This is a genomic window from Prosthecodimorpha hirschii, from assembly GCF_001305515.1.
GTDB lineage: Bacteria > Pseudomonadota > Alphaproteobacteria > Rhizobiales > Ancalomicrobiaceae > Prosthecodimorpha > Prosthecodimorpha hirschii.
The window spans coordinates 529,553-554,169 of the sequence record NZ_LJYW01000001.1 but is presented as its reverse complement, the minus strand read 5'-3'; the positions used below and the strand labels follow the sequence as shown (position 1 = coordinate 554,169).

Annotated in this window: 21 protein-coding genes; 16 read left to right on the top strand and 5 right to left on the bottom strand. The window is 67.6% G+C overall.

Going from position 1 to position 24,617, the window contains the following annotated elements; translation table 11 throughout:
* The 3 genes from ABB55_RS02305 to ABB55_RS02295 are packed head-to-tail and all read right to left on the bottom strand — an operon-like array spanning window position 1 to window position 4,135.
* A complete protein-coding gene (locus ABB55_RS02305) occupies window positions 1-1,521 on the bottom strand; it encodes an acetyl-CoA carboxylase biotin carboxylase subunit (RefSeq protein WP_054357357.1) in 1,521 nt (506 codons plus the stop codon).
* Window positions 1,518-3,344: an acyclic terpene utilization AtuA family protein gene (locus ABB55_RS02300; protein WP_054357356.1), complete on the bottom strand. Its 1,827-nt coding sequence runs from the start codon at window positions 3,342-3,344 to the stop codon at window positions 1,518-1,520. Before ABB55_RS02300 ends, ABB55_RS02305 begins: the two co-directional genes overlap by 4 nt.
* An 8-nt stretch (window positions 3,345-3,352) precedes the next feature.
* Complete coding sequence (locus ABB55_RS02295; protein WP_200911994.1) at window positions 3,353-4,135, bottom strand: enoyl-CoA hydratase-related protein; 783 nt, start codon at window positions 4,133-4,135, stop codon at window positions 3,353-3,355.
* 284 nt (window positions 4,136-4,419) lie between these two features.
* Between ABB55_RS02295 and ABB55_RS02290 the strand changes: the two genes are divergently transcribed.
* The 3 genes from ABB55_RS02290 to ABB55_RS02280 are packed head-to-tail and all read left to right on the top strand — an operon-like array spanning window position 4,420 to window position 6,969.
* On the top strand, window positions 4,420-5,643 hold the full coding sequence (locus ABB55_RS02290) for an acyl-CoA dehydrogenase family protein (protein ID WP_054357354.1): 1,224 nt from the start codon (window positions 4,420-4,422) through the stop codon (window positions 5,641-5,643).
* Window positions 5,636-6,541 carry an SDR family NAD(P)-dependent oxidoreductase gene (locus ABB55_RS02285; protein ID WP_054357353.1) on the top strand — a complete coding sequence of 302 codons (906 nt, stop codon included), beginning with the start codon at window positions 5,636-5,638 and terminating at the stop codon, window positions 6,539-6,541. Before ABB55_RS02290 ends, ABB55_RS02285 begins: the two co-directional genes overlap by 8 nt.
* Window positions 6,538-6,969 carry a MaoC/PaaZ C-terminal domain-containing protein gene (locus ABB55_RS02280; RefSeq protein WP_054357352.1) on the top strand — a complete coding sequence of 144 codons (432 nt, stop codon included), beginning with the start codon at window positions 6,538-6,540 and terminating at the stop codon, window positions 6,967-6,969. Before ABB55_RS02285 ends, ABB55_RS02280 begins: the two co-directional genes overlap by 4 nt.
* Before the next feature lie 158 nt (window positions 6,970-7,127).
* Here the strand turns inward: ABB55_RS02280 and ABB55_RS02275 are convergent, their stop codons facing one another.
* Together ABB55_RS02275 and ABB55_RS02270 are read right to left on the bottom strand one after the other, a co-directional pair.
* Complete coding sequence (locus tag ABB55_RS02275) at window positions 7,128-7,856, bottom strand: TetR/AcrR family transcriptional regulator (RefSeq protein ID WP_054357351.1); 729 nt, start codon at window positions 7,854-7,856, stop codon at window positions 7,128-7,130.
* 44 nt (window positions 7,857-7,900) lie between these two features.
* A complete protein-coding gene (locus tag ABB55_RS02270) occupies window positions 7,901-9,451 on the bottom strand; it encodes a class I adenylate-forming enzyme family protein (RefSeq protein WP_054357350.1) in 1,551 nt (516 codons plus the stop codon).
* A gap of 461 nt (window positions 9,452-9,912) precedes the next feature.
* On the opposite strand from ABB55_RS02270, the gene ABB55_RS02265 reads away from it, so the two are divergent.
* From ABB55_RS02265 to ABB55_RS02205, 13 genes are all read left to right on the top strand, one after another.
* Window positions 9,913-10,701, top strand: coding sequence for an ABC transporter ATP-binding protein (locus ABB55_RS02265; protein WP_054357349.1), 789 nt, complete (start codon window positions 9,913-9,915; stop codon window positions 10,699-10,701).
* Window positions 10,698-11,471, top strand: coding sequence for an ABC transporter ATP-binding protein (locus tag ABB55_RS02260; RefSeq protein ID WP_054357348.1), 774 nt, complete (start codon window positions 10,698-10,700; stop codon window positions 11,469-11,471). Before ABB55_RS02265 ends, ABB55_RS02260 begins: the two co-directional genes overlap by 4 nt.
* Window positions 11,468-13,312, top strand: coding sequence for an AMP-dependent synthetase/ligase (locus ABB55_RS02255; protein WP_054357347.1), 1,845 nt, complete (start codon window positions 11,468-11,470; stop codon window positions 13,310-13,312). Before ABB55_RS02260 ends, ABB55_RS02255 begins: the two co-directional genes overlap by 4 nt.
* Window positions 13,312-14,184: a branched-chain amino acid ABC transporter permease gene (locus ABB55_RS02250; protein WP_054357346.1), complete on the top strand. Its 873-nt coding sequence runs from the start codon at window positions 13,312-13,314 to the stop codon at window positions 14,182-14,184. Before ABB55_RS02255 ends, ABB55_RS02250 begins: the two co-directional genes overlap by 1 nt.
* Window position 14,185: 1 nt before the next feature.
* Window positions 14,186-15,232, top strand: coding sequence for a branched-chain amino acid ABC transporter permease (locus ABB55_RS02245; RefSeq protein ID WP_054357345.1), 1,047 nt, complete (start codon window positions 14,186-14,188; stop codon window positions 15,230-15,232).
* A gap of 26 nt (window positions 15,233-15,258) precedes the next feature.
* The gene (locus ABB55_RS02240) at window positions 15,259-16,425 is read left to right on the top strand and encodes an ABC transporter substrate-binding protein (RefSeq protein ID WP_054357344.1); all 1,167 of its coding nucleotides are present in this window, start codon (window positions 15,259-15,261) and stop codon (window positions 16,423-16,425) included.
* A gap of 20 nt (window positions 16,426-16,445) precedes the next feature.
* The gene (locus ABB55_RS02235; RefSeq protein ID WP_054357343.1) at window positions 16,446-17,414 is read left to right on the top strand and encodes an NAD(P)H-dependent flavin oxidoreductase; all 969 of its coding nucleotides are present in this window, start codon (window positions 16,446-16,448) and stop codon (window positions 17,412-17,414) included.
* Window positions 17,415-17,712: 298 nt separating this feature from the next.
* Complete coding sequence (locus ABB55_RS02230; RefSeq protein ID WP_317131816.1) at window positions 17,713-18,501, top strand: ABC transporter ATP-binding protein; 789 nt, start codon at window positions 17,713-17,715, stop codon at window positions 18,499-18,501.
* On the top strand, window positions 18,498-20,429 hold the full coding sequence (locus ABB55_RS02225; protein WP_054357342.1) for an AMP-dependent synthetase/ligase: 1,932 nt from the start codon (window positions 18,498-18,500) through the stop codon (window positions 20,427-20,429). Before ABB55_RS02230 ends, ABB55_RS02225 begins: the two co-directional genes overlap by 4 nt.
* A gap of 5 nt (window positions 20,430-20,434) precedes the next feature.
* Complete coding sequence (locus ABB55_RS02220; RefSeq protein WP_054357341.1) at window positions 20,435-21,322, top strand: branched-chain amino acid ABC transporter permease; 888 nt, start codon at window positions 20,435-20,437, stop codon at window positions 21,320-21,322.
* Window positions 21,323-21,326: 4 nt separating this feature from the next.
* Window positions 21,327-22,400: a branched-chain amino acid ABC transporter permease gene (locus ABB55_RS02215; RefSeq protein WP_054357340.1), complete on the top strand. Its 1,074-nt coding sequence runs from the start codon at window positions 21,327-21,329 to the stop codon at window positions 22,398-22,400.
* Between the two features lie 35 nt (window positions 22,401-22,435).
* Window positions 22,436-23,698, top strand: a complete 1,263-nt coding sequence (locus ABB55_RS02210) for an ABC transporter substrate-binding protein (RefSeq protein WP_054357339.1) — start codon at window positions 22,436-22,438, stop codon at window positions 23,696-23,698.
* Window positions 23,699-23,767: 69 nt separating this feature from the next.
* Window positions 23,768-24,559 carry an ABC transporter ATP-binding protein gene (locus ABB55_RS02205; RefSeq protein ID WP_054357338.1) on the top strand — a complete coding sequence of 264 codons (792 nt, stop codon included), beginning with the start codon at window positions 23,768-23,770 and terminating at the stop codon, window positions 24,557-24,559.
* The last annotated feature ends 58 nt before the right edge of the window (window positions 24,560-24,617 follow it).

Below are 24,617 nucleotides of genomic sequence, written 5' to 3'. Positions count from 1 at the left end.
TCAGTTCCTCCAGGCGCCGATCGAGGCGTGCGGTTCCGGCACGTCGAGGACGAGCGAACGGAATTCGCGCAGGCCCAAAGCCGCGGCGATCAGGGCGGCGTGGAGCCGGCCGGTTTCGGGTTCGCGGGCGGCCAGCGCGTCGCGGTGCTCGACCACGAAGCCGGTATGAAGATCGCCGGCGCGGAAGGCCGGGTGGTCGAGCACCCGGGCCAGATAGTCGGTGTTGGTCGTGACCCCGAACAGCGCCAGATCGCCCAGTGCGGCGATCGACCGGTCGATCGCCGCGGTCCGGTCGGCGCCATGGGCGACCAGCTTGGCAAGCATCGGATCGAAGTCGGCCGTTACCTTCTGGCCGCGGTCGAGCGCGTTCTCGAAGCGCAGATAGGAGGCTTCGGGCACGGCCAGATGCTGGATGGTGCCGGTCTCGGGCAGGAAGTCGCGCTCCGGATTCTCGGCGCAGATGCGGCACTCGACGGCATGGCCGCGGGCAACCACGGCGTCCTGGCCGAAGGGCAGGCCGTGGCCGGCGGCGATCTCCAGCTGCAACCGGACGAGGTCGAGCCCGGTGATCATCTCGGTGACCGGATGCTCGACCTGGAGGCGGGTGTTCATCTCCAGGAAGAAGAAGCGGCCGTCGGCCCCGAGGATATATTCGACCGTGCCGGCATTGCGGTAGCGCGCCGCGGCGGCGAGGCGCACGGCGGAGGCGCAGATCTCGTCGCGCAGGGCGCCCGGCAGGTTGGCGGCCGGCGCCTCCTCGATGATCTTCTGGAAGCGGCGCTGCACCGAGCATTCGCGCTCGAACAGGTGGATCGCGCCGCCCTCGCCGTCGCCGAAGACCTGCACCTCGATATGGCGCGGCCGCTCGACGAAGAGCTCGGCATAGACGCGGCCGTCGCCGAAATAGCGCTGCGCTTCGCTCGAGGCGATGCGCGCGGCGCCTTCCAGTTCGTCCGCCGAGCGGACGATGCTCATGCCCTTGCCGCCGCCGCCGGCCGCCGCCTTGATCAGGAGCGGGAAGCCGATCGCCTCCGCGCGGCGGACGAAATCGGCCAGATCCGCGGTCGGCATGACCGAGGGGGCGACCGGCACGCCATGCTGGTCGGCGAAGTTGCGCGCCGAAATCTTGTCGCCCATCAGCGCGATCGAGGCCGCATCCGGCCCGACGAAGACGAGGCCCGCCTCCGCCACCGCGCGCGCGAAACCGGCATTCTCGGACAGGAAGCCGTAGCCCGGATGGATCGCGTCCGCTCCGGTGGCGAGCGCCGCCGCGACGATCTGACGGACGTCCAGATGCGCCGCGACCGGGGTGTCGCCCTTCAGTTCGACCGCCTCGTCGGCGAGCCGGACATGCTGGGCCCGCGCCTCGACGGCGTGATGCACCGCCACCGCGGCGATGCCCATCTCGCGCAGCGTGCGGATGATCCGGCAGGCGATCTCGCCGCGATTGGCGATCAGGACCTTTCGGAACGGAACATGCCGTGACGACGGCGCGGCGGGGCCGGTGGAGGTGAGGCTCATCGATCGTTTTCCATGGCGGCGACGCCGTCGAGGCGGCCGCCGGGTTCGAGCCAGGCGGCGGGCACCGGCACGGGCATGTCCATCAGCACTTGGGCCATGGCCTTGCCCTGCGGGTCGTAGCGCAGCGACGCGATGCCGCCGCCGCCGAGTGCGCGGTGGAGGAGGAAGTTGAAGCCGTCGAGGCCCGGCCAGTCGAACCGCTCGACGGGCCCGCGGACGTGATGGGCGAACCAGCCGCGCACGGCCTCCGCGGTCAGCGCGCGGGCGATCGGCGCCACGAAGTCCGGGTGCCGTGCCATCACGCCGATATTGGCGATGTCGCCCTTGTCGCCGCTGCGCGCCGTGGCCAGCGCGACCAGCGGAACGGCGACGGTCGGCTCAACCTGAGAGGGTGGCGTCGCGACCGCGCCGGGGGCGATCGCTGGGAGGAAGCGCTCGGCCCCCGGCGCAGTCGCAACCTCGATCACGGCATCGCCGGACTTCACCGAGACGGTGATGTCGCGCTTGTCGATCAGGAAGGAGAACAGTCGCACCACCGGCTGCGGTTCGGGCCGGCCGCCGGCAAAGCCGGTCAGGCTCTGCGCCATCGCGGTGGCGGCCGGATAGATCTCGCGGGCGAAGATCTGCAGCGCGTCGCGGCTGGCATGTCGCACGCCGACCTTCAGGATCACTTCGCGCGCCGGCGAGGCGGCGGGTGTCACGCCGTAGCTGGTCTCGGATCCCAGGATCTCGATCGACGTCTCCGCGAAGGCACCGAGCCCGGCGGCCCCGATCAGCCGTTCGGATCGCGCCAGAATGGCCGCACCGACCTTCTCGGCGCGGGCGGCGGCGTCGCGGCCGACGATCATCATGGTAGCCGTGCAGCGCCAGCCGTCCGCATAGGTGGCGCTGACCTTGTAGCTCGGCGTCGGCGGCAGGCCGCGGGCGCCGCTGACACGGACCCGGTCCGGCCCGACGCTCTCCAGCCGGACGTCCGACCAGTCGCAGGTGACATCGGGAAGCAGGTAGGCCGCCGGATCGCCGACCTCGTAGACCACCTGCTCGGCGATCGTCTGCGGCGTGATCCGTCCGCCGGTTCCGTCCGGCTTGCCGACCTCGAAGCTGCCATCCGGCCGGCAATCGGCGAAGGGGAAGCCCATGTCGGCCCAGTCGTCGGCGACCTCGCGCCAGTCGGTCGTGATGCCGCCGGTCGCCTGCGCGCCGCATTCCAGGATGTGACCCGCGAGGCTGCCGGCCGAGAGCCGATCGTAGTCTTCCGGCGTCCAGCCGAACTCGTGGATCAGCGGCCCGAGCACGACGGCGCTGTCGACGCAGCGGCCGGTGACCACGACATCGGCGCCGGCATCCAGCGCGGCGGCGACGCCGAAGGCGCCGAGATAGGCATTGATGCTGGCCGTCTTCGCCGGGAAGGGCGCGCCCGAGAACATCTCGGTGACCCCGGCGGCACGGAACTGTTCGGCCCGGTCGGACAGGTCGTCGCCGGTCACCACCGCAACCTTCAGGTCGACGCCGACCTCTGCGAAGGCGGCCAGCAGCGCGTCGCGGCAGGCTTCCGGATTGACGCCGCCGGCATTGGTGACGACGCGGATGCGCTTCTCCGCGATCTCGCGGGCGAGCGGCTTCATGACCAGCGACACGAAATCGGTGGCATAGCCGAGCGTCGGCGTCTTGGCCTTCATCCGGGCCAGGATCGACATGGTGATCTCGGCCAGATAGTCGAGCACCAGATAGTCGATCCCGCCGGAGCGGACGAGCTGGCGTGGGCCTTCCGGGCTGTCGCCCCAGAAGCCGGCGCCGCAGCCGATGCGCACGATGTCCCGCATGGTCGACCTCACTTGCCGGTCCACACCGGCGGGCGCTTTTCGGCGAAGGCGGCAAAGCCTTCGCGGGCGTCCTCGGTGCGGGCCATGTTGGCCAGCATGAATTGCGCATATTCCAGCGCGGCGTCGGTCGACATTTCGCGGATCTTGGCGAGCGCCTGCTTGCCGAGGCGGATTCCGGTCGGCGACTTGTCGACGATCCGGCCGAGCAGCCAATCGGTCTTGGCATCGAGCTCGGAGGCCGGCACCGCGTAGTTGACGATCGAGGCGGCCTCGGGATCGCCGGCGCGGATCAATTCGCCGGTGATGCACAATTCGGTCAGGCGCCGATAGGGCAGCACGCGCAGCAGATAGGGCAGGATCATCATCGGGAAGAGGCCGACCTTGACCTCCGTGACGCCCATCAGCGCATCCTCGCGGGCGACCACCAGGTCGCAGGCGCAGACCAGGCCGAAACCGCCGGCCAGCGCGTGTCCGTTGACCCGCGCCACGATCGGGAGCCGACAGGCATCCATCCGGCGCAGCAGCCGGCTGACATAGTGGCGCGGATCGGCGGCCTCGATGGTGAAAGGCGTGCCGTCGGCGCCGGGCTTCAGGTCGCCGCCGGCGCAGAAGGCCTTGTCGCCGGCGCCGGTCAGGACGACGGCGCGGACGGCCGTATCCGCCTCGGCGGCGTCCAGGGCCGCCACGATGGCGGCAGCGACGGATTCGTTCAGTGCGTTGCGGCGGCTTTCACGGTCGATGGTGACGACCATCGCAGCGCCTTCGCGACGGGTGGTGACGGCGTCGGTCACGATTCCTCCCAGGTCGGTGGTCCGTCCGGCGTCCGAAACCGCGGCCGGCGAACTCTTCGCCTCGTAAATGATTTCAGTTCATTTGTGCTGTCAATATGCCTTCGCGGCCAATCTCTCGCTTCCCGTGTTGATTTCGCGAGTACGCCCAAATGGGCGGGAAAACGGGTGTTGACACCATGGTCGGGGCGCTGATGAAATACGCTCACTAATAACGGTTGGAACGGCCGCGTTCGCCGTCGGCGCCGGATCGGCCCGACGGCCTGCCGTCCCAGGGAGGAGATACGATGAACGCCGCCAGCGCAGTCGGGGCCGGGACCAATCAGGCCATGGCCTTCGGCCTCGATGAAGACCAGCGCGCCATTCTGGATCAGGCCGACCGCTACGGCCGCAACGAACTCTATCCGCTCTGCCGTCGCATGGACGACGAGGAATGGTGGCCGGAGGAGGCCTTCCCGAAACTCGGTGAGGCCGGCTTCTTCGGCGCCACCATCCCCGAGCAATATGGCGGGGCCGGCCTCGACCTGCTCGCCGCCGGATTGGTGCTGCAGGGCTTCAGTCGTTGGAACCACGCCATGGCGCTGTCCGTGGCGGCCCACGACAATCTCTGCGCCAACAACATCTATCGCAATGGCAACGAGGATCAGCGCCGGCGCTATCTGCCCGATCTCTGCGCCGGACGCACCATCGGGGCGCTCGGGCTGACGGAGCCGGGCGCAGGATCCGACGCGCTCGGTTCGATGCGCACCACGGCGCGCCTCGACGGCGACCACTACGTACTCAACGGCTCGAAGATCTACATCACCAACGGCCCCGTCGCCGATGTCCTGCTGGTCTATGCCAAGACCGACAAGGAGCGCGGCGCGAAGGGCATCTCGGCCTTCATCGTCGAGAAGGACTTCCCCGGCTTCCGCGTCGCGCAGAAGCTCGTGAAGATGGGCTATCGCGGCAGCCAGACCGCGGAACTGGTGTTCGAGGATTGCCGCGTTCCGGTCGCCAACCGGGTCGGCGAGGAGAATCAGGGCGTCGCGATCGTGATGAGCGGCCTCGATCTGGAGCGGGCGATGATTTCGCCGATCTGTCTCGGCGTCGCCGAGCGGGCGCTCGAGCTCTCGATCGACTATGCCAAGACGCGCCAGCAGTTCGGCAAGCCGATCGGCTCCTTCCAGATGGTCCAGTCGATGCTCGCCGACATGTATGTGCTGGTCGAGACGATGCGCAGCTTCACCTACCGGGTGCTCGCCGAGGCCGCCCCGCTGGAGATCGGCGGCGGTGGGCGCGGCGACATCCACATGCTGACCGCCGCCTCGGTCATGTATGCGGCGGAGGCCTGTCACCAAGTGCTCGACAAGGCCGTCCAGGTCCATGGCGGCAGCGGCTACATCTGGGAATCGGAAATCAACCGCCTGTTCCGCAGCACCAAGCTCCTGGAGATCGGCGCCGGCACGACCGAAGTGCGCAAGATGATCATCGCCGGTGAACTCCTGAAGGGCATGTCGCGGAATGGCTGAGACCGGCAGCGGACAGACACCCGAATTCGGCCTCGACGATGCCGATCTCGCCATCGAGCCGACCGTGTTCGGCCCCAGCGCCTTCGCCGGCAAGACCGTTCTGATCTCGGGCGGCGCCGGTGGCATCGGCCGGGCGACGGCCTGGCTGATGGCCCGTTGCGGCGCGGCCGTCGTGCTGACAGGGCGCGACGCGGCCAAGCTCGACGCGGCCGTTGCGACGCTGCGCGCGGCGGGGCTCGATGCCTCGGCGAAGCCCTGCAACGTGCGCGATCCGGCCTCGATCGCCGCGCTGCACGACTGGATCTGGGACGAGGTCGGCGGGCTCGACATCCTCGTCAACAGCGCCGGCGGCCAGTTCCCGCAGGCGGCGATCGACTTCTCGGTGAAGGGCTGGAATGCCGTCATCGACACCAACCTGAACGGCACCTGGTACATGACCCAGGAAGCCGGTCGGCGCTGGCGCGATGCCGGACGGCCGGGCAGCATCGTCTCGATCGTGGTCGTCACCCGGCAGGGCCTGCACGGGGTCGCCCATTCGATCGCGGCGCGGTCCGGCGTGATCGGGCTGACCCAGGCGCTGGCGGTGGAATGGGCGCCGCTCAACATCCGGATCAACTGCGTCGCGCCCGGGTCGATCGAGACGCCCGGCTGGCGCGTCTACGATCCGAGCGTGATCGGCGCCTATCCGCGCTCGAACCCGATGATGCGCACGGCGACCAGTTGGGAGGTGGCCGAAGCCTGCGCCTATCTGTCCGGGGACGGGGCGCGCTACGTCACCGGAGAGGTGCTGAACGTCGCCGGGGGCGGCCAGCTCTGGGGCGAAACCTGGACGATTCCGCGTCCGGACTATTTCAATGGCCCCGGCCGCACCCTGCGGCAGAAGGACGAAACGCCATGACCCAGCCGCCGCTCGAAGTCGGCAAGACCTACCTCACCCCCGGCCGCACGGTCGGGGAGAGCGACATCACCCTGTTCGCAGGCCTGGTCGGGGATTTCACGCCCGTCCATATGGATGCGGAATATTGCAGCCGGACGAGCTTCGGCAGCCGGATCGCCCACGGTCCGCTGACCATGTCGACCGCCATCGGCCTGTTCACCCATGTCGGCGTCCTCGGCGAACGGGTCGTGGCCCTCCTGAACCTGAACTGGGACTTCTCCGCCCCGGTCCGCATCGGCGACACCATCCGGGCCGAAGTCACCATCGAGGCGCTTCGCCCAACCTCGAAGGGCGGCCGCCATGTCTGCACCCTGTTGTTCCGCGTGCTGAACCAGACCGGTGCCGAAATCCAGCGCGGCACCATGAAGGTCCTGCTGCAGGGGCTCTGACGTCCGCGTCCGGCATGTGCCGCGAGGCAGGTGCCGCCCGGTCGTCCGAACCCGTGAACGCTTTGATCCCGCGGTTCCTTCCCCTTCTCCCCCGGCGGGCAGAGGGGAGAAGGGCTGCGGGAGGTTCCATGCGGGCGGCTTCAGAGGCTGCCGGCCGCTCATGCCGTCTTGCGGGCCCGCTTTTTGGTCTGGGGTTCGGTGATCGCTTCGAGGCGCTGGGTGGCGGCGTCGAGGCGGGTGAAGAGGGTGTCGAAGGTGACGGCGCCCTTCCGGTCGGTGGCGAGGCCGCGATAGACCATGTTGGTGATCTGGTCGGCGATCTGATCGGGATCGAAATCGCCTTCGTTGCGCAGGAAGGCCCAGGTGCGATGCTCGATCGCGCCGAAGACCATGTCGCGGACCAGACTGGGCGACGTGTCGGAGCGCAGTTCCCCATTGGCTATCGCCGCTTTGACGACATCGATCAGCCGGTGGGTATAGGCCTGATTGAGCTTGAACAGCCGCGAACCGCGATAGTCGGGTGTCGGGCGAATTTCCTGGAACATCAGGCGCGACAGGGCCGGATCGCGTCGGATCGACAGGAGATGCGTATGGACGATGAAGCGGATCTGGTTCCAGACGCCGCGAATGCCCGCGAACTGCTCGGCATCCTGGATCAGGAGTTCCTCGAACCAGAGTTCGACGACCTTGACCAGCAATTCGCGCTTGTTGGCGAAGAAGCGATAGATGCTGCCTTCGACGACGCCGGCCCTCACGGCAATATCCGTGATCAGGGCTTCGCTATAGCCCTTCTCCGTAAAGACATCGCGCGCCGCCTTCATGATGTCGGAGATCCGGCGTTCCGGCGGCAGCCGGTTGACCTGTCGTTTGACGGCGCTGCGTGCCATTCCGCTCCCTTTCCGGTGGTGTCGGGAAATGCCTGCGTCGGAGTTCAAATGAGGAGATCTTTGTAGAGCCGTTCCATTTCGTGCCGCAAAATCTTGCCGGTGGTGGAGCGCGGAAAGTCCTCGAAACGGATGAAGTGGATCGCCTTGGGGCGCTTGTAGCCGGCCAGATGTTCCTTGCAGAGCCTGTCGATCTCTTCGGCGCCGAGATTTTCGTCGGTGCGGGCCACGAAGGCGACTGGGACTTCGCCCCAGCGGCTATCCGCACGGCGCAGCACGATGGCATCGCCGATGCGTGCGTCGGCCAGCAGCACCCGCTCGATCTCGGCCGGATAGATGTTCTCGCCGCCGGATTTGATCATGTATTTGGCGCGGTCGACGAAGTCGTAGCTGCCGTCCGGATTGCGCCGGAACAGGTCGCCCATGCGGAAATAGCCGCCGGCGAAGTCCCGGGCATTGGTCGCCGCGGCGTTCCAGTAGCCGGAGAACACGGTCGGCCCGCGCACCGCCGCCTCGCCGGGCTCGCCGTCGGGCACGTCGTTGCCGTCCGGGTCGACCAGGCGCAGGTCGCACATCGAACTCTTCCGCTTCGAAAGGCGCTCCGGGATCGTGCCCGGCGGGATCAGCATGGCGGACGCGGGGGGCAGGCCGGTCTCGGTCGAACCGAAGCTGTTCAGGTACGGCGCGCCGGTCAGGCCAGACAGTTCCGCCATCAGCTTCAGGGGGACGAGGTCGGCCATGGCGCCGACCGCACGGATGCCGCGCGGTCGGATGCCGCGCGCTTTCAGCAGTTCGACCACCGGCTCGATCGAGCCCGGCATCAGCAGCAGCCAGCCGAGCAGGTGATGTTCCATGATCGCGACGATGCGTTCGGCGTTGAAGCCGTCGACCACATGCACGGTCGAGCCTGACATCAGCGCGCCGAGCACCTGGTCGGTCGAGCCCATATGGAACATCGGCGCCCAGGCGACGAAGCCGTCGGCTTCGGTGGCGCGCATGTCCATGCGCAGCACCGCGTTGCGGGCGATCTCGGCGCGGTGGCTGATGGCGGCGCCCTTGGGCAGGCCGGTCGTCCCGCTGGTGTAGAGGACGATCAGCGGATCTTCCGGCTCGGCGGCGACCGGCGGGACTTCGTTCGGGGCGGCGGCGATCAGATCGGCGTAGTCGCGTTCGATCACCAGCCTCGGGACATCGATGTCGAGCGCCGCGGCGGCCTCTGCGAAGCGTTGCGAGGCGATCAGCAGTGCGGGGCCGACCAGGGCGACGCAATGGGCGAGTTCCGTCCGGCTGAGCCGCCAGTTCTGGCAGGCGACCACCGCGCCGAGACGGGCCGCCGCGAGCTGGATCTCGGCATATTCATGCCGATTCTCGGACAACAGCGCGATCACCGAGCCGCGTCCGAGGCCGCGGGCGGCGAGGGCCGCCGCGAGACGGCGCACACACCCGTCCAGTTCGGCATAGGTGATGGCGATGTCGCCTTGCAGAATCGCCGTGGCCGACGGCCGGTCGCGCGCCTGCGCGGCGAAAAGCTCGTAGACCGTCAGCCCGCCGGCCCGACCGATCGCCGCGCGTGTCGCGTCCGCCGTCGCTTCGTTCATTCCAACCTCCCGATCGTCTTCTCGTTCATTCCGGTTCCGCGGCCGTGCAAGGGGCACCGGATCCTGCCAGAATAGTGCCGGCCGAGGCGGTGCGCGAGCCGCCGCAGACGGGCATGGCGGACCGGCCGAAAGGCATCTCGGGCGCTCCCGCAAAGCCATGACGGTCGGCTCGAATTAGGCCGCCAACCGCATTGACAAAGCGACCTGGGTCGCCACTAATAAACATCATTCATCATCGCTCGATGCGATGCAAGTGCCTCGAAAGAAGGCACGCTATCGGGAGAGAACCGGCGTGAACAGGCGCAAAATTCGTTCAAGGCAGAGCCCCATCCGGGCTTGTCGGTGTGAATTCGGCGCCGGTCTACGCTCGATTGGGACGAGCGGGGGTGGTCGTTGATAAGTCTCGTTCATTTAGCACGTGCAGCATGGCGTCTTGCCGCGCTGCGGGACGGGATGGCGGCATGCTCACGCTGACCAACCTGCAGGTCCTCTACGACCGCTCCATCCAGGCGGTGCGCGACGTGTCGCTGACCGTGCCGAAGGGCAAGGTGGTGGCTCTGCTCGGCTCCAACGGGGCGGGCAAGTCGACCATCCTCAAGGCGATCTCCGGCGTGCTCGGCCAGGAGGACGGCGAGGTCATCGGCGGCGACATCCGCTTCGAGGGCGACAGTCTGGTGCATGCCGCCCCGCGCGCGATCATCGAGCGCGGCCTCCTTCAGGTCCCCGAGGGGCGCGCGCTGTTCGCGACGCTGACCGTCGAGGAGAACCTGATCATGGGCGGCTATACGCGGTCGCCGGCCGAGACGCGCGAGGGGTTGGAGCGCGTCTATGCGATGTTCCCGCGCGTCAAGGAGCGGCGCAAACAGATCTCCGGCTATCTCTCGGGCGGCGAACAGCAGATGGTCGCGATCGGGCGGGCCCTGATGGGGCGGCCGCGGCTCCTGATGCTCGACGAGCCGTCGCTGGGCCTCGCGCCGCAGATCGTGGAGACCATCTTCGAGACCGTGCTGGCGCTCAACCGCGACACCGGGCTGACCGTGCTGCTGGTCGAGCAGAATGCCCAGGTCGCGCTGAAGGCGGCAAGCTACGGCTACATCATCGAGAATGGACGCATCGTGCTCGACGGACCGGCCGACAAGCTCGCCGCCAACGACGACGTGCAGGAATTCTATCTCGGCTTTGCGGCCGGCGAGCGGAAGAGCATGCGCGACGTGAAGCACTACAAGCGTCGCAAGCGGTGGCTGTCATGAGCAGGATTCTCGAACTCGAGGGCGTCAGCAAGCGCTTCGGCGGTCTGACGGCCGTCAACGAGGTCAGCCTCTCCGTCGAGGAGGGGCAGATCTACAGCCTGATCGGCCCGAACGGCGCCGGCAAGACGACGCTGTTCAACCTGATCAGCGCGGTCCTGGCGCCGACCTCCGGCCGGATCGTGTTCGACGGGCGCGACATCACGCGCATGCCGACCCACGCGCTGGCGCGGCTCGGCATCGCGCGGACGTTCCAGAACCTGGCCGTGTTCAAGCACGAGACCGTGGTCAACAACCTGCTGGTCGGCCTGCACACCCATCTCGGCGCGGATCCGATCTCGGCCGCCTTCTTCTGGGGGCGGGCGCGCCGGGAGGAACTGAAGGCGCGCGAGCGGGTCGAGGAGATCATCGACTTCCTGGAGATCGAGGATCTGCGCGACCATGTCGTCGGCACGCTCTCCTACGGCCAGCAGAAGCGCGTCGAGCTCGGCCGGGCGCTCGCCATCGGGCCGCGCCTCTTGCTGCTCGACGAGATGGTCTCGGGCATGAACCAGGAGGAGCGCGAGGACATCGCCCGCTTCATCCTGGACCTCAAGGAGGAACTCGGAATGACCGTGTTCATGGTCGAGCACGACATGGGCATCGTCATGGACATCTCCGACCATGTCTGCGTCGTGAACCACGGCCGCAAGATCGCCGACGGAACGCCGGCCGAGGTCGCCGCCGACCCGGCCGTGATCGAAGCCTATCTCGGGACGAAGCAGGCAGCATGACCTCGGCCGACCTCATCACGACCCGGACCATGCCGCAGATCCTGGCCTGGCGGGCGGACCACATGCCGGCTGCCCTGGCGCTGCGCGAGAAGGTGCGCGGGCTCTGGCGGCAGACGACTTGGCACGACTATTTCGAGCGCACCCGGGCCTTCGCCATCGGCCTCCATGCGCTCGGCTTCCGGGCAGGCGACCGGCTCGCCATCGCCGGCGACGACTGCCCGGAATGGTTTCTGGCCGATCTGGCCGCCCAGATGCTCGGCGGTGCCGGGCTCGGCCTCTACCCGACCAATCCCTGGCCGGAGATGCAGTATATCCTGCGTCATTCCCGCGCCCGCTTCGTCGTCTGCGGCGACCAGGAGCAGACCGACAAGGTGCTCGACGCCCGCCGTCTCGACGGCGGACTGCCCGATCTGGAACAGATCATCACCATCGACCGGAAGGGCATGCGCCGTTACGCCGAGCCGGGGCTGACCGCCTTCGAGACGGTCATGCAGCTCGGACGGGATCAGGCGGCGAGCCTCGGGCCGATCGTCGATGCGGCGCTGGCGGCCGGTCGGCCGGACGATACCGCGATCATCGTCTACACCTCGGGCACGACCGGAAATCCGAAAGGGGCGATGCTCAGCCATCGCAACATGCTGCATTCGGCCGGCGAGGTGGCCCGCATTCACGGTCTCGATGCGAAGAGCTATTCGGTGCTCTGCTATCTTCCGCTCTGCCATGTCGCCGAGCGCAGCTTCTCGACCGTGATGCAACTGGTCACCGGCTGCACGGTCAGCTTTGCGGAATCGATCGACACCGTGGTGGTCAACCTGCGCGAAGTGGCGCCGAAGGGCTTCCTCGGCGTGCCGCGCATCTGGGAGAAGATGCAGCAGAGCATCTTCTATCGGCTCAAGGACGCGACGCCGTTGCAGCAGCGGGTGCTGGCCCGGAGCCTCGCGCTCGGGCGCGGCATCGCCGAACGGCGGATGGCCAATGGCGGCCGCTTCGCCTCGCTCGGCGACCGGCTGACCTACGCGGCGCTGTGGCTTGCCTGCTTCCGGGGCCTGCAGACCTTCCTCGGGCTCGACCGGGTCCGCGCCGGCTTCTGCGGCGGGGCGACCGTCTCGCCGGAGGTGCTGCTGTTCTTCTGGACCATCGGCGTTCCGGTCTACCAGATCTACGGGATGACGGAATCCGCGGGCGTCTGCCACACGCAGCGCCCCGGCGCGACCACGCTCGGATCCTCGGGCACGAAGATCGACGGCATCGACGAACGGATCGCGGCCGACGGTGAAATGCAGATCCGCGGTCCGAGCGTCTTCAAGGGCTACCTGTTCGACGACGAGGCGACGGCGCGCGCCGTGCATGACGGCTGGCTCCTGACCGGCGACATCGTCGAGATCGGGCCGACCGGCGAGATGACCGTGCTCGACCGCAAGAAGGACATCCTCATCACGTCCGGCGGCAAGAACATCACGCCGTCGCTGATCGAGAACGCCCTGAAGGATTCGCCCTTCATCCGCGAAGCGATCCTGCTCGGCGACGGGCGCAACTTCCTGGCCGCGCTGATCCAGATCGATCTCGACACGACCGGGCAGTGGGCGCAGGCGCGCAACATCGCCTACACGACCTATCCGACGCTGGCCGCCCACGAGCAGGTCTACGACCTGATCCGCGACGAGGTTACCCGCGTCAACGAGCGCTTCGCGCGCGTCGAGAACATCCGCAAGTTCGTGATCCTGAAGAAGGAACTCGACCATGACGACGGCGAGCTGACCGCCACCATGAAGGTTCGCCGCAAGGCCATCGAGGCCAAGTTCGGGGCCGAGATCGAGCAGATCTACGGGAGGGCCGGCTGATGGATTTCTTGGTTCTCCTGATCGCCACCGGCCTCGTCGCCGGCGCCACCTATGGGCTGATCGCGATCGGCTTCGCGCTGATCTACAAGGCGACCGGCGTGGTCAATTTCGCCCAGGGCGAGCTGGTCATGCTGACCGCCTATATCGGCTACTCGCTGGCCGGTGCCTTCGGCCTCACCTTCATCCCTCTGCTGCTGGTCGCCGTGCCGATCTCGATGGCGGTGGGCCTGGTGCTGGAGCGGATCTTCATCCGCCCGATGCTCGGCGAGCCGCCCTTCGCGATCGTCATGGTCACGGTCGGACTGGCCGTCATCCTGCGCGGCCTGATCATCGTGGTCTGGGGCTCGCAGCCGGCCAATTTCGATGCCGGCATCCCGACCACGGTCATCCGCCTCGGCAATGTGCCCTTCTATCCGGCGCAGCTGATCATGATCGCCGCGCTCGGGCTGGTGGTGCTCGCCATGTGGGCCTTCATGCGCTTCAGTCGCTACGGCATCGCCATGCGGGCGGTCGCCGCCAACGAGACGGCGGCGCTTCTGACCGGGGTCAGCGTCAGCCGCATCCACGCGCTCGCCTGGGTGCTGTCCTCCGGCATCGCCGCGATCGCCGGCATGCTGTTCGCGGCCAATTTCAAGCTCGCACCGGACCTCTGGTTCCAGGGCCTGAAATCCTTCCCGGCCGTGATCCTCGGCGGCATGGACTCGATCGTCGGCGCGGCGGTCGGCGGCATCGCCATCGGCCTGATCGAGAGCCTGTCGCAGGGCTATATCGGCGAGGGCATGCGCGAGATCGCCGGCTTCATCGTCATCATTCTGGTCCTGATGGTGCGTCCCTACGGGCTGTTCGGCAGCCGAGATATCGAGCGGGTTTGAGATGCGGACGGGACACCTGAAGACCTCGCCGGGCCAGCTGGTCGCCCTCAGCGACAGCCCCGCCGTCTGGGCCTGGGTCGGCGCGCTGGCGGTCGGACTGATCCTGCTGCCCTATCTGGTCGGCAACTACATGCTGACGCTGGTCGTCTCCGCCATGGCGGCGGTGATCGGGGCGGTGGCGCTCAACATGCTGACCGGTCAGACCGGGCTGATCTCGCTCGGCCAGTCCGGCTTCCTGGCGGTCGGCGCCTATGCCAACGCGATCCTCTTGTCCGACTACGGGCTGCCGGTCTGGCTGACGCTCCCGGCCGCCGGGCTGACCGCGACCGGCATCAGCCTGATCGTCGGCGTGCCGTCGCTTCGCCTGAAGGGCCTCTATCTGGCCATCACGACGCTCGCCTTCTCGTTCATCATCAGCCACATCATCCTCTACTCCGAGGGGCTGACGCACGGGCCGAACGGCATCTTCGTCAAGGGTGCGCGGCTGTTCGGCTACGACGTTCAGCGCGGCTGGCCGCTCTACTATCTGGCGCTGGCGCTGACGGCGGGGACCATTCTGGCGGCGCTCAACCTGACGCGCACCCGGATCGGCCGGGCCTGGATCGCGATCCGCGACCACGACATCGCCGCCCGGGCGATGGGCATCGACCTCGTCCGTTACAAGCTGCTCGCCTTCGCGGTCTCGTCCTTCTTCGTCGGGATCGCCGGCGCGCTGATGTCGCTGCAGCTGCGCTTCGTCAATGTCGACGTGTTCGGCCTGATCCTGTCGATCGAGGCCCTGGCCATGATCATTCTCGGCGGGATGGGGTCGGTCGCCGGCGCCGTGCTCGGGGCGATCTTCCTGTCGTTCCTGCCGGAAGTCCTGCGCATCGGCTTCTCGCTCGTGACCGATCCGAATTCGACCTTCTACACCAACTACGTCTACGAGATCCGGGGCATCGCCTACGGGCTCGTGATCGTCGTCTTCCTCCGCTTCAAGCCCGACGGTCTCGTCGGCATGTGGCGGGACGCGAAGAAATACTGGTCCAATTGGCCGTTGGCCTACTAAAAAACTTACGATACCCGGAGGAAACCATGAAGACGATCGCATCTGCCGTTCTGGGAATGCTCGTCGCCGGTCCGGCCCTCGCGGCCGATCCGGGCGTCACCGATACCACCATCAAGATCGGCGACGTGAACATCATGACCGGGCCGGCCGCCTTCGTCGGGCGCGGCTTCTCGGTCGGCTCCAAGGTGGCGGCCGAAGAGGTCAATGCCGCCGGCGGCGTCAACGGCCGCAAGATCGTGGTCATCACGGAGGATGACGGCTACGTTCCGGCCCGCTCCTTCCAGGCGCTGACGAAGCTCCTGGAGGTCGACCAGATCTTCGCGCTCAACGGCACCTCCGGCACCGCCAACGTGCTCGCCATGATGCCGCTGATCACCGAGCACAAGCTGCCGACCGTGGTCAGCCAGGCGCCGGCGCCGGTGGTCTACACCCCGGTCCGCCCGACGGTGTTCACCTTCGGCGCGACCTATGAGAACGCCTTCTACGCCCAGCTGAAATACATCCACGAGAAGATGGCCAAGCCCGATGCCGTCTATGGTCTCGTCCGCCAGGACGACGACTTCGGCAAGGATATCGAGGCCGGTTTCGATCGCGCCGTGAAGGACTTCAATCTCAAGGCACCGGTGCGCATCCGCTTCAAGAAGGGCACCACCAACTTCTCGGCCGAAGTGGCGCAGATGAAGCAGGCGGGCGTCACCGTGTTGGCCAATGGCGGCATCTTCGCCGGCGCCGCCAACATCCTGTCCGAGGCGCGCAAGCTCGACATGCCGCTGATCCCGGCGGAAGTCTGGAGCGAGGGCATCCCGGCCTCCGCGGCGCTGCTGGCCCCGGCCGGCTACGACTATCTGGTCGGCGACTACGTCTCGCTGAACGGCCCCGCCAACGAGAAGTTCCGCGAACTGGCCAAGAAATACGTGTCGGAAGACGAGCTGAAGAATATCAGCCGTTACACTTACGCGTCCTATATCGGCATGAAGGCGCTGATCGAGGCGATGCGCCAGTGCGGCAAGGACCTGACTCGCGCCTGCACGGTCGAAAAGCTGCGCGGACTGAAAGGCCTCGATACCGGCGGTCTCAGCGCGCCGGTCGACTTCACCAACGACAAGCAGCTCTCGGGCACCGCCGTCGGGGTCTACCAGTACGACATCAAGTCGGCGACCTTCAAGCCGCTGACCGGCTTCGTGCAGTACTGATCCGAGCGGGGAGCGTCGCGATGGCCATTCCGAATTCCCTTGCGGGCCGGCTCTCGGTGCCGGTCATCGCGTCGCCCATGTTTCTGATTTCCGGGCCGGACCTGGTCGTCGAATGCTGCCTGAACGGCGTCATCGGCACCTTTCCGGCCCTCAACCAGCGGACCACCGAAGGCTTTGCGGCCTGGCTCGACCAGATCGCGGAGCGCCTCGCCCCGGCCGGCGCGGGAGCGGCGCCCTACGGCGTCAATCTCGTCGTCCACCGCAGCAATCCGCGGCTCGACCGCGACCTGGAGGTCGCGATCGCCCACAAGGTGCCGCTGATCATCACCTCGCTCGGGCTCAACCGGGATCTGATCAAGGCCGTGCAAGCCTATGGCGGCCTTGTCTTCCACGACGTGACCACGCTCGCCTTCGCCGAGAAGGCCGCCGCCGCCGGGGTCGACGGCCTGATCGCGGTGACGGCCGGGGCTGGCGGGCATGCCGGTCTGTTGAGCCCGATCGCCGCGCTGGCCGAGATGCGCCGCATCTTCGACGGCACGCTGATCCTCGGCGGGGCCATGTCGAACGGCGCCCAGGTCGCCGCGGCGCGGCTGATGGGCGCCGATCTCGCCTATCTGGGCACCCGCTTCATGGCGACCCGCGAAAGCCAGGCCCCCGCGGCGCTGCACGAGATGATGCTCGCCGGCCGCGCCTCCGACATCGTGCTGACGCCGGCGATCAGCGGCGTGCCGGGCAACTTCCTGCGCGCCAGCATCGCGGCGGCCGGACGCGATCCGGACGATCTGACGAAGCCGGCGCAACTCGACTTCGGCACCGGCGAGGCCAAGGCCTGGCGCGACATCTGGGCGGCCGGCCAGGGCATCGGCGGCATCGACGACATTCCGGCGGCGGCCGACCTCTGCCGGCGCCTGGCGGCCGAGTATGAGACAGCCCTGGCGGGAGCGGCCGCTCATTCCATGCGCAATGGGATGCCGTCGATTTCCGGTTGATGGACAGTCGGAATATCGGGCGGAGGGTCAGTCTATGCCTTGGCACCGTTGACAGTGGTAGCTGAGTGCTATTCATTCGAGATCAATACTAAGCGTCGACGTCAAAAAGAACGACGCAGGCTGGGAGGCTAGACTTGAGGTGGAGTGATTTTCACTTCGCGTGCGATACTGTGCGCGATGTCTGCTGCGCCTGCGCGATGCCTTTCAGGCCGAGCGGAGCGTCGGCATGATCGCAACCCCGCCCGTTGCGTCTGGGCCCGCCCCATCGGCAATTGCGTCGCGCCCGGACCGGCCGGTCGTGCTGTCCTGCCAGGGCATCGAGCGCTCCTTCGGCGGTCTGCGCGCGCTGAAGGGCGTGTCGCTGGAGGTGCGCGAGGGCGAGATCCTCGGCCTCGTCGGCCCGAACGGGTCCGGCAAGACCACGATGGTCAATGTCGTCACGGGCTTCTATCCGCCGCAGGGTGGCAGGATCACGCTTTACGGCGACGACGTGACCGGCCTCGCGCCGCACCGGGTCGCCCAGCGCCGCGTCGCCCGGACCTTCCAGAATCTCGCCCTGTTCAAGGGCATGAGCGTGCTCGACAACATCCTGATCGGGCGCCATGTGCACATGCGTCCGAGCGCGCTCGGGGCGCTGTTCTACTGGTGGTGGGCCGAGCGCGAGGAGCTGGCGCATCGGCGCGTCGTCGAGGACGTGATCGAGTTCATGCAGTTGCAGGACATCCGCGACGAGCCCGTCGAGGTCATCCCGCTCGGGCTGCAGAAGCGGGTCGAACTGGCGCGCGCGCTGGTCTCCGAGCCGCGCTTCCTGATCCTGGACGAGCCGATGGCCGGCATGAACCAGGAGGAGAAGGAATATATCGCCCGCTTCATTCTGGATGCGCGCGAGGCGCGCGGCGTCACCATCCTGATCATCGAGCATCACATGGATGTGGTCACCGCGATCTGCGACCACGTCGTGGTGCTGAGCTATGGCGAGATCATCGCCGAGGGACCGCCGGCGGAGGCGATCGCGCATCCGAGCGTGGTCAGCGCCTATCTCGGCGAGCGCGCCGCCAAGCGCCAGCGCGGGGGAGCGGCGGCATGACGGCGTCCGTGGTGCAGACCGGGCTCACCGCCGCAGCGGACCTGCCGCAGACTTTGATCGCCGCCCTGGTGCGCAACGCCACGGTCTATCGCGATCGCATCGCCTTCCGCGAACGGCGCTACGGCATCTGGCAGGAGCAGACCTGGACCGAGGTGCTCGACGAGGTTCTGGCGATCGCCGCGGGACTGGAATCGCTCGGCCTGTCCGCCGGCAGCGCCATGACGGTGATCGGCGACAACCGGCCCCGGCTCTATTACGCGATGCTGGCCGCCAACATGCTGCGCGCCTTCCCGTCGCCGGCCTTCCCGGACATCCCGCTCGAAGAACTGATCGCCGCCACCCGGCACGGCAATGCCATGATTGCCATCGGCGAGGATCAGGAGCAGGTCGACAAGCTCCTGGAACTGCGCGCGGCCACCGGCCGCGCGGCGACGATCCTCTATGACGACGAGCGCGGCTTCGACACCTATGCGGTCGAGGGGCTGATGTCGATCGAGACGCTGGTCGGACGCGGTCGCGAGCGGCTCGCCCGCGAGCCCGGCTTGCGCGATCGCCTGATCGGCGCCGCCCGCCCGGACGATGTGACCGTGCTGCTGCATTCCTCCGGCACGACCGGTCTGCCCAAGGGCATCCCGCTTCTCCACCGCAACGTCACCCAGGGCGTCGCGAATGCGGCGCGCAGCGGCTATTTCCACCCGCACGAGGAACTCTACGCCTATCTGCCGACCGCCTGGGTCGGCGACTTCGTGTTCACGCTCGGCGCCGGGCTGATGATGGCGGCGACCATCAACGTGCCCGAGCGTCAGGAGACGGTGTTGCGCGACCTGCGCGAGGTCTCGCCGACCTTCTATCTCGCCGCCCCGCGGGCCTGGGACCAGATGCTGACCCGCGTCCAGGTCGGCATGAAGAACTCGACCCCGTTCAAGCGCTGGCTGTTCGACACCATCATGCCGCGCGCCATCGAACTGGAGCGCAAGCGCCTGGCCGGCGGCACGCCGACGCTGTCAGAGCGGGTGGTCGACGCGATCGGCAATCTCCTGGTCTACGCGCCGCTGCGCGACTATCTCGGGCTGGCGCGCGCCGAGCGGGCCTTCACCGGCGGCGAGGCGCTCGGCGAGGACACCTTCCTGTTCTTCCGGGCGCTCGGCATCAAGCTGAAGCAGTTCTACGGCCAGACCGAGACCTGCGCGCTGACCGCGGCCCAGACCGAAGGCCACGTCAAACTGCACACGGTCGGCCGGCCGATCGAGGGCGCGGAGATCCGCATCGACGACAGCGGCGAGATCCTGGTCCGCTCGCCTTCGGTGATCGCCGGCTATTTCGACGACCCGGAGGCGACCGCCAAGGCGATCGTGGACGGCTGGCTGCACACCGGCGATGCCGGCCGCATCGACGAGGACGGCGATCTGATCGTGCTCGGCCGCGTCAGCGAGGTGGTGCGCACGGCCGCGGGCGAGCGCTACATCCCGAACTTCATCGAGAACCGGCTGAAATTCAGCCCCTATATCCGCAACGTCGCCGTCATCGGCGCCGGCCGCGACCTCCTGACGGCGATCGTCTGCATCGATTTCGACGCGGTCGGCCATTGGGCGGAGGAGCGCGCGCTCTCCTACACCTCCTATGCCGAGCTGTCGCAGCGGCCGGAGGTTCAGGGCCTCGTCGCCGAGGTCGTCCGGCACGTCAACAAGACCCAGCCGGAGGCCTTGCGCGTCCGCCGCTTCGTCAATCTGCACAAGGATTTCGATGCCGATGACGGCGAGATCACGCGCACCCGCAAGCTGCGCCGCAACATGATCGAGACCACCTATGCGCCGCTGATCGATGCGCTCTACGGCGGCGCGGTCGAGACGGTCTACGAGGCGGCCATCACCTACGAGAATGGCGAGCGGGGCGTCATCCGGCGCACCCTCCGGATCGGCGAGGTCTGACGCGCATGGACTGGATGCTGATCGCCGAACTTGCCGTCAACGGGGTCTTCGTCGGCCTGATGTATGCCCTCGTCTCGCTCGGCATGGTGCTGATCTACAAGACGTCCGGCATCGCCAATCTGGCGCAGGGCGCGATCGCCATGACCGGCGGCTATGTCGCCTGGGTGCTGCTGGCCGGGCTCGGCGCGCCGGTCTGGCTGGCGATCCCGGGCGCGCTGGTCGGCATGTTCGCCTTCGGCATGCTGATCGAGCGCGTCGCATTGCGCCGGATGATCGGCCAGCCGGTGATCATGACCATCATGCTCACCCTCGGCATCGAGATCATGCTGCGCGGGCTCCTGCCGGGCGTGTTCGGGGCCTCGGTCAAGCGGCTCGACATCGGCATCCCGCAGGCGCCGCTGTTCGTCGCCGATCTCCTGATCAACCGCGCCACCCTGATCGGCGGCGGCATCTCGCTGGTGCTGATCGTCGCCTCGCTGATCTTCTTCAATTCGCGCTTCGGCGTCGTCATGCGCGCGGTTGCGGACGACCAGACGGCGTCCTGGTCGGTCGGCATCCGGGTCGAGCGGGCGATCGCGGTCGCCTGGGGGCTCGGTGCGGTCGCCGCCACCGCGGCCGGCATCCTGTGGGGTTCGACGCAGGGCGTCGACTGGTCGCTGTCGCTCCTGCTCATCAAGGCGCTGGCCATCGCCATCCTGGGCGGGCTCGATTCCATCGGCGGCGTGCTGATCGCCGGCGTCATCGTCGGCGTCGCCGAGAGCCTCGCCACCGGTGTGGTCGATCCGCTGGTCGGCGGCGGCACGCGCGACATCGTCGCCGCCGTGATCATCCTGGCGACGCTGCTGTTCAAGCCGCACGGCCTGTTCGGCCGCGAACATATCGAAAGGGTGTAGCCTCGTGTTCTACAGACGCGCCGGCCTCCGGCACACCCGCTACCAGGACGAACGCCAGCTCTTTCCGCTCGCCTTCGACCGCGGCCTCGTCCTGACGGTCCTGGCCTTCCTGATCGCCGCGCCGCTGCTGCTCGACCGACTGTGGCTGACCGGCTACCTGCTGCCCTGGCTGATCTGGACCTCGGCCGCGCTCGGCCTCAACCTGCTGATGGGCTGGGCCGGGCAGATCCATCTCGGCTATGGCGCGGTGATGGGCATCGGTGCCTATGCGGGCGTGCATCTGGTCCGCTTCGGGGTGCCGCTCGAGATCGCCATGATTGCGGGCGGCATCATGAGCGCCGGCATCGGCACGGTGTTCGGCGCCGCCGCGCTCCGGATGAAGGGCATCTATCTGGCGATGGCGACGCTCGCCATGCAGTTCATCGTCGACTTCGTCATCTCGCACAATGCCGCGATCAGCGGCGGCACGCTCGCCACCCTGCAGGTGCCGGCGGTGCGCTTCCTCGGCGTGCCGCTGACCAGCGATTGGGCGACCTACTATTTCGCGCTCTTCGTCTGCTTCGTCATCACCCTCTTCATGCTCAACGTGAAGCGCACCAGCTTCGGGCGGGCGCTCGCCGCCCTGCGCGAGAAGGACTACGCGGCCCAGATCCTCGGCGTCTCGACTTTCCGCTACAAGCTGATGGCCTTCTGGGTCTCGTCCTTCATCGGCGGCGTGGTCGGCACGGTGCTGGCCGTCGCCTATCTGCGCGCCGTCTCGCCCGACCAGTTCCACCTGGAGCTTTCGATCCAGATCCTGGCGATGATCATCGTCGGCGGTCTCGGCAGCGTGCTCGGGCCCTTCTTCGGCACGGCGCTGATCCTGTTCGCCCCGATCGTGCTCAACAACCTGCTCGGCAGCGTGGCCGCGACCTTCGGGCTCGACCTGCCGATCGACATGCGCGCGCATCTGCCGCTGCTCGCCTATGGCCTGCTGGTGATCGGCTTCCTGCTCTACGAGCCGCTCGGTCTCGCCAAGCTCTACGCCAACTTCCGCAACTACATGCTCGTCTGGCCGTTCCGCCACGCCCAGCGGTGACGGCCCCCAACAGAAAAAGGGCTGGAGGAAACATCATGTCGATCGATCGTCGGAGTTTCATCGCCGGCACGGCCGCCGTCGCGGCCCAGTTCGGCTTCGCGTCCCGGGTCTATGCCGAGGACAAGATCGTGCGCTTCACCATCGCGCAGGATTTCACCCGCATCTACACCTTCGTCACGTCCGAATACAACCAGGGCCAGCGCGACTACTTCGCCCTGGTCAACGAGCGCGGCGGCGTCGGCGGCTACAAGATCGTCGCCGATGTCACCGATCACGCCAACGACCTGCCGCGTGCCATCGAGGCCTACGAGCGCGGCAAGCGCGAGGGTGCGGTGCTGATCGATCCGCTCTCGACCCCGGTCGCCCGCGCCCTGGTGCCGCGCGCGCTCGAAGACAAGATCAACATGATCACCGCCTATTCGGGCCGCAGCGACGCCGCCGACGGCACCGCCTTCCCGTATGTGCTGCCGCTGTCGATCAACTACTGGACCCAGGCCGGCCTGATCATCGAGAATTTCAAGAAGACCGAGAAGGGCAGCCTGAAGGGCAAGAAGATCGTCTTCGTCCATATCGACACGCCCTTCGGCAAGGAGCCGCTGTCGATCCTGCAGGTGCTGGCGCAGAAGGAAGGCTTCGAGCTTCTGACCTTCCCCTATACGCCGCCGGGCAACGACCAGTCGGCGATCTGGCCGCAGGTGCGCCGCGCCCGTCCGGACTTCGTGATCTTCTGGGGCGCCGGCGTCGGCCAGACGGTCGCGCTGACCGAGGCGATCCGCAACGGCCTGCCGATGGACCGGGTCTCGTCGAGCGTCTGGCTGTCGGAATCCGACATGGACGTGGTCGGCCGGGACGCCGCCAAGGGCGTGATGAAGGTCGAGCCCTGCGTCGGCGGTCGCGAGCCGAAGGTCATCAAGGACATCCTGGCCGAGGTCGTCGCCAAGGGGAAGGGCGCGGGACCGGAGGCCAAGGTCGGCACCGCCTACTACAATTACGGCGTGCAGATGGGCGCGCTGATGGTCGAAGGCGTCCGGCTCGCCGCCGCCAAGGCGCCGAACGGCCCGGTCACCGGCCCCTGGCTCAATGACGGCCTGCGCTCGATCACCAACTTCACCGCCGAAGGCCTGCTGCCGCCGACGACGGTGACCCGCGAGGACCACCAGGGCGGCGGCATGGGCCGCATCGCGCGCTGGGACGGGGCGAAGTTCGTGCCGGTGACCGACTGGTTCGCGGCCAACCAGGACGTGGTCTGGAGCGAGATCAAGAAGAACTCCGAGACCTTCAAGACGACCGGCAAGTGATCCGGATCGACGCAACCAACCCGGCCGCGCGCAGCGCGGTCGGGGCTCCTCTCGGGGTAGGTCGGAACCATGGCGCTCCTGTCGCTGAACAATATCGAAGTCGCCTACGACCAGGTCTTCCTCGCCGTGCGGGGCGTCTCGATTGAGGTGCCGGAGCGCGGTCTGGTCGCCCTGCTCGGGGCCAACGGCGCCGGCAAGAGCACCGTTCTGAAATCGATTTCCGGCCTCCTGAAGCCGGAGCGCGGCGCGGTCAATCGCGGCGAAATCACCTTCGACGGCCGGTCGATCCTGGCGATCGATCCGCCCGACCGGGTCCGGCTCGGCATCGTCCATGTGCTCGAGGGTCGGCGCGTCTTCGGCCATCTGACGCCGCGGGAGAACCTGATCGCGGCGGCGACCATGCATCGCGACCGCGGCCATGTCTCGGCCCTGATCGACCGGATGTTCCAGACCTTCCCGCGGCTCGCCGAGCGGGCCAAGGCCAAGGCCGGCTATCTCTCCGGCGGCGAGCAGCAGATGCTCGCCATCGCGCGCGCGCTGATGACCGAACCGCGCCTCCTGATGCTCGACGAGCCGAGCCTCGGTCTCGCGCCGTTCCTGGTCGACGAGATCTTCGACATCATCCGCGCCATCAACGAGCGCGACGGCGTCGCGGTGCTGCTGGTCGAGCAGAATGCCACCGCCGCCCTGGAGATCGCCCATTCCGGCTATCTGATCGAGAATGGCCGCATCCTGATGGGCGGCACGGCGGACGTGTTGCGCAGCAACCCGGACGTGGCCGACGCCTATCTCGGCGGCCATCAGAAAGTCGACTATCACGCGGTCAAGCACTACCGCCGGCGCAAGCGCTGGCTGGCCTGAGAGGATGTGAAGGAATGCCCGAAAGGTGCGGACGTGTCCGAAGAATGCCCATGATATC

Excerpts from the sequence above, each read along its gene's own strand:
- ABB55_RS02300 (WP_054357356.1), bottom strand. The coding sequence starts at position 3,344 with ATGCGGGACATCGTGCGCATCGGCTGCGGCGCCGGCTTCTGGGGCGAC.
- ABB55_RS02305 (WP_054357357.1), bottom strand. The coding sequence starts at position 1,521 with ATGAGCCTCACCTCCACCGGCCCCGCCGCGCCGTCGTCACGGCATGTT.
- ABB55_RS02205 (WP_054357338.1), top strand. The coding sequence starts at position 23,768 with ATGGCGCTCCTGTCGCTGAACAATATCGAAGTCGCCTACGACCAGGTC.
- ABB55_RS02260 (WP_054357348.1), top strand. The coding sequence starts at position 10,698 with ATGAGCAGGATTCTCGAACTCGAGGGCGTCAGCAAGCGCTTCGGCGGT.
- ABB55_RS02240 (WP_054357344.1), top strand. The coding sequence starts at position 15,259 with ATGAAGACGATCGCATCTGCCGTTCTGGGAATGCTCGTCGCCGGTCCG.
- ABB55_RS02220 (WP_054357341.1), top strand. The coding sequence starts at position 20,435 with ATGGACTGGATGCTGATCGCCGAACTTGCCGTCAACGGGGTCTTCGTC.
- ABB55_RS02225 (WP_054357342.1), top strand. The coding sequence starts at position 18,498 with ATGACGGCGTCCGTGGTGCAGACCGGGCTCACCGCCGCAGCGGACCTG.
- ABB55_RS02210 (WP_054357339.1), top strand. The coding sequence starts at position 22,436 with ATGTCGATCGATCGTCGGAGTTTCATCGCCGGCACGGCCGCCGTCGCG.
- ABB55_RS02250 (WP_054357346.1), top strand. The coding sequence starts at position 13,312 with ATGGATTTCTTGGTTCTCCTGATCGCCACCGGCCTCGTCGCCGGCGCC.
- ABB55_RS02235 (WP_054357343.1), top strand. The coding sequence starts at position 16,446 with ATGGCCATTCCGAATTCCCTTGCGGGCCGGCTCTCGGTGCCGGTCATC.
- ABB55_RS02275 (WP_054357351.1), bottom strand. The coding sequence starts at position 7,856 with ATGGCACGCAGCGCCGTCAAACGACAGGTCAACCGGCTGCCGCCGGAA.
- ABB55_RS02290 (WP_054357354.1), top strand. The coding sequence starts at position 4,420 with ATGAACGCCGCCAGCGCAGTCGGGGCCGGGACCAATCAGGCCATGGCC.
- ABB55_RS02265 (WP_054357349.1), top strand. The coding sequence starts at position 9,913 with ATGCTCACGCTGACCAACCTGCAGGTCCTCTACGACCGCTCCATCCAG.
- ABB55_RS02285 (WP_054357353.1), top strand. The coding sequence starts at position 5,636 with ATGGCTGAGACCGGCAGCGGACAGACACCCGAATTCGGCCTCGACGAT.
- ABB55_RS02280 (WP_054357352.1), top strand. The coding sequence starts at position 6,538 with ATGACCCAGCCGCCGCTCGAAGTCGGCAAGACCTACCTCACCCCCGGC.
- ABB55_RS02245 (WP_054357345.1), top strand. The coding sequence starts at position 14,186 with ATGCGGACGGGACACCTGAAGACCTCGCCGGGCCAGCTGGTCGCCCTC.
- ABB55_RS02270 (WP_054357350.1), bottom strand. The coding sequence starts at position 9,451 with ATGAACGAAGCGACGGCGGACGCGACACGCGCGGCGATCGGTCGGGCC.
- ABB55_RS02255 (WP_054357347.1), top strand. The coding sequence starts at position 11,468 with ATGACCTCGGCCGACCTCATCACGACCCGGACCATGCCGCAGATCCTG.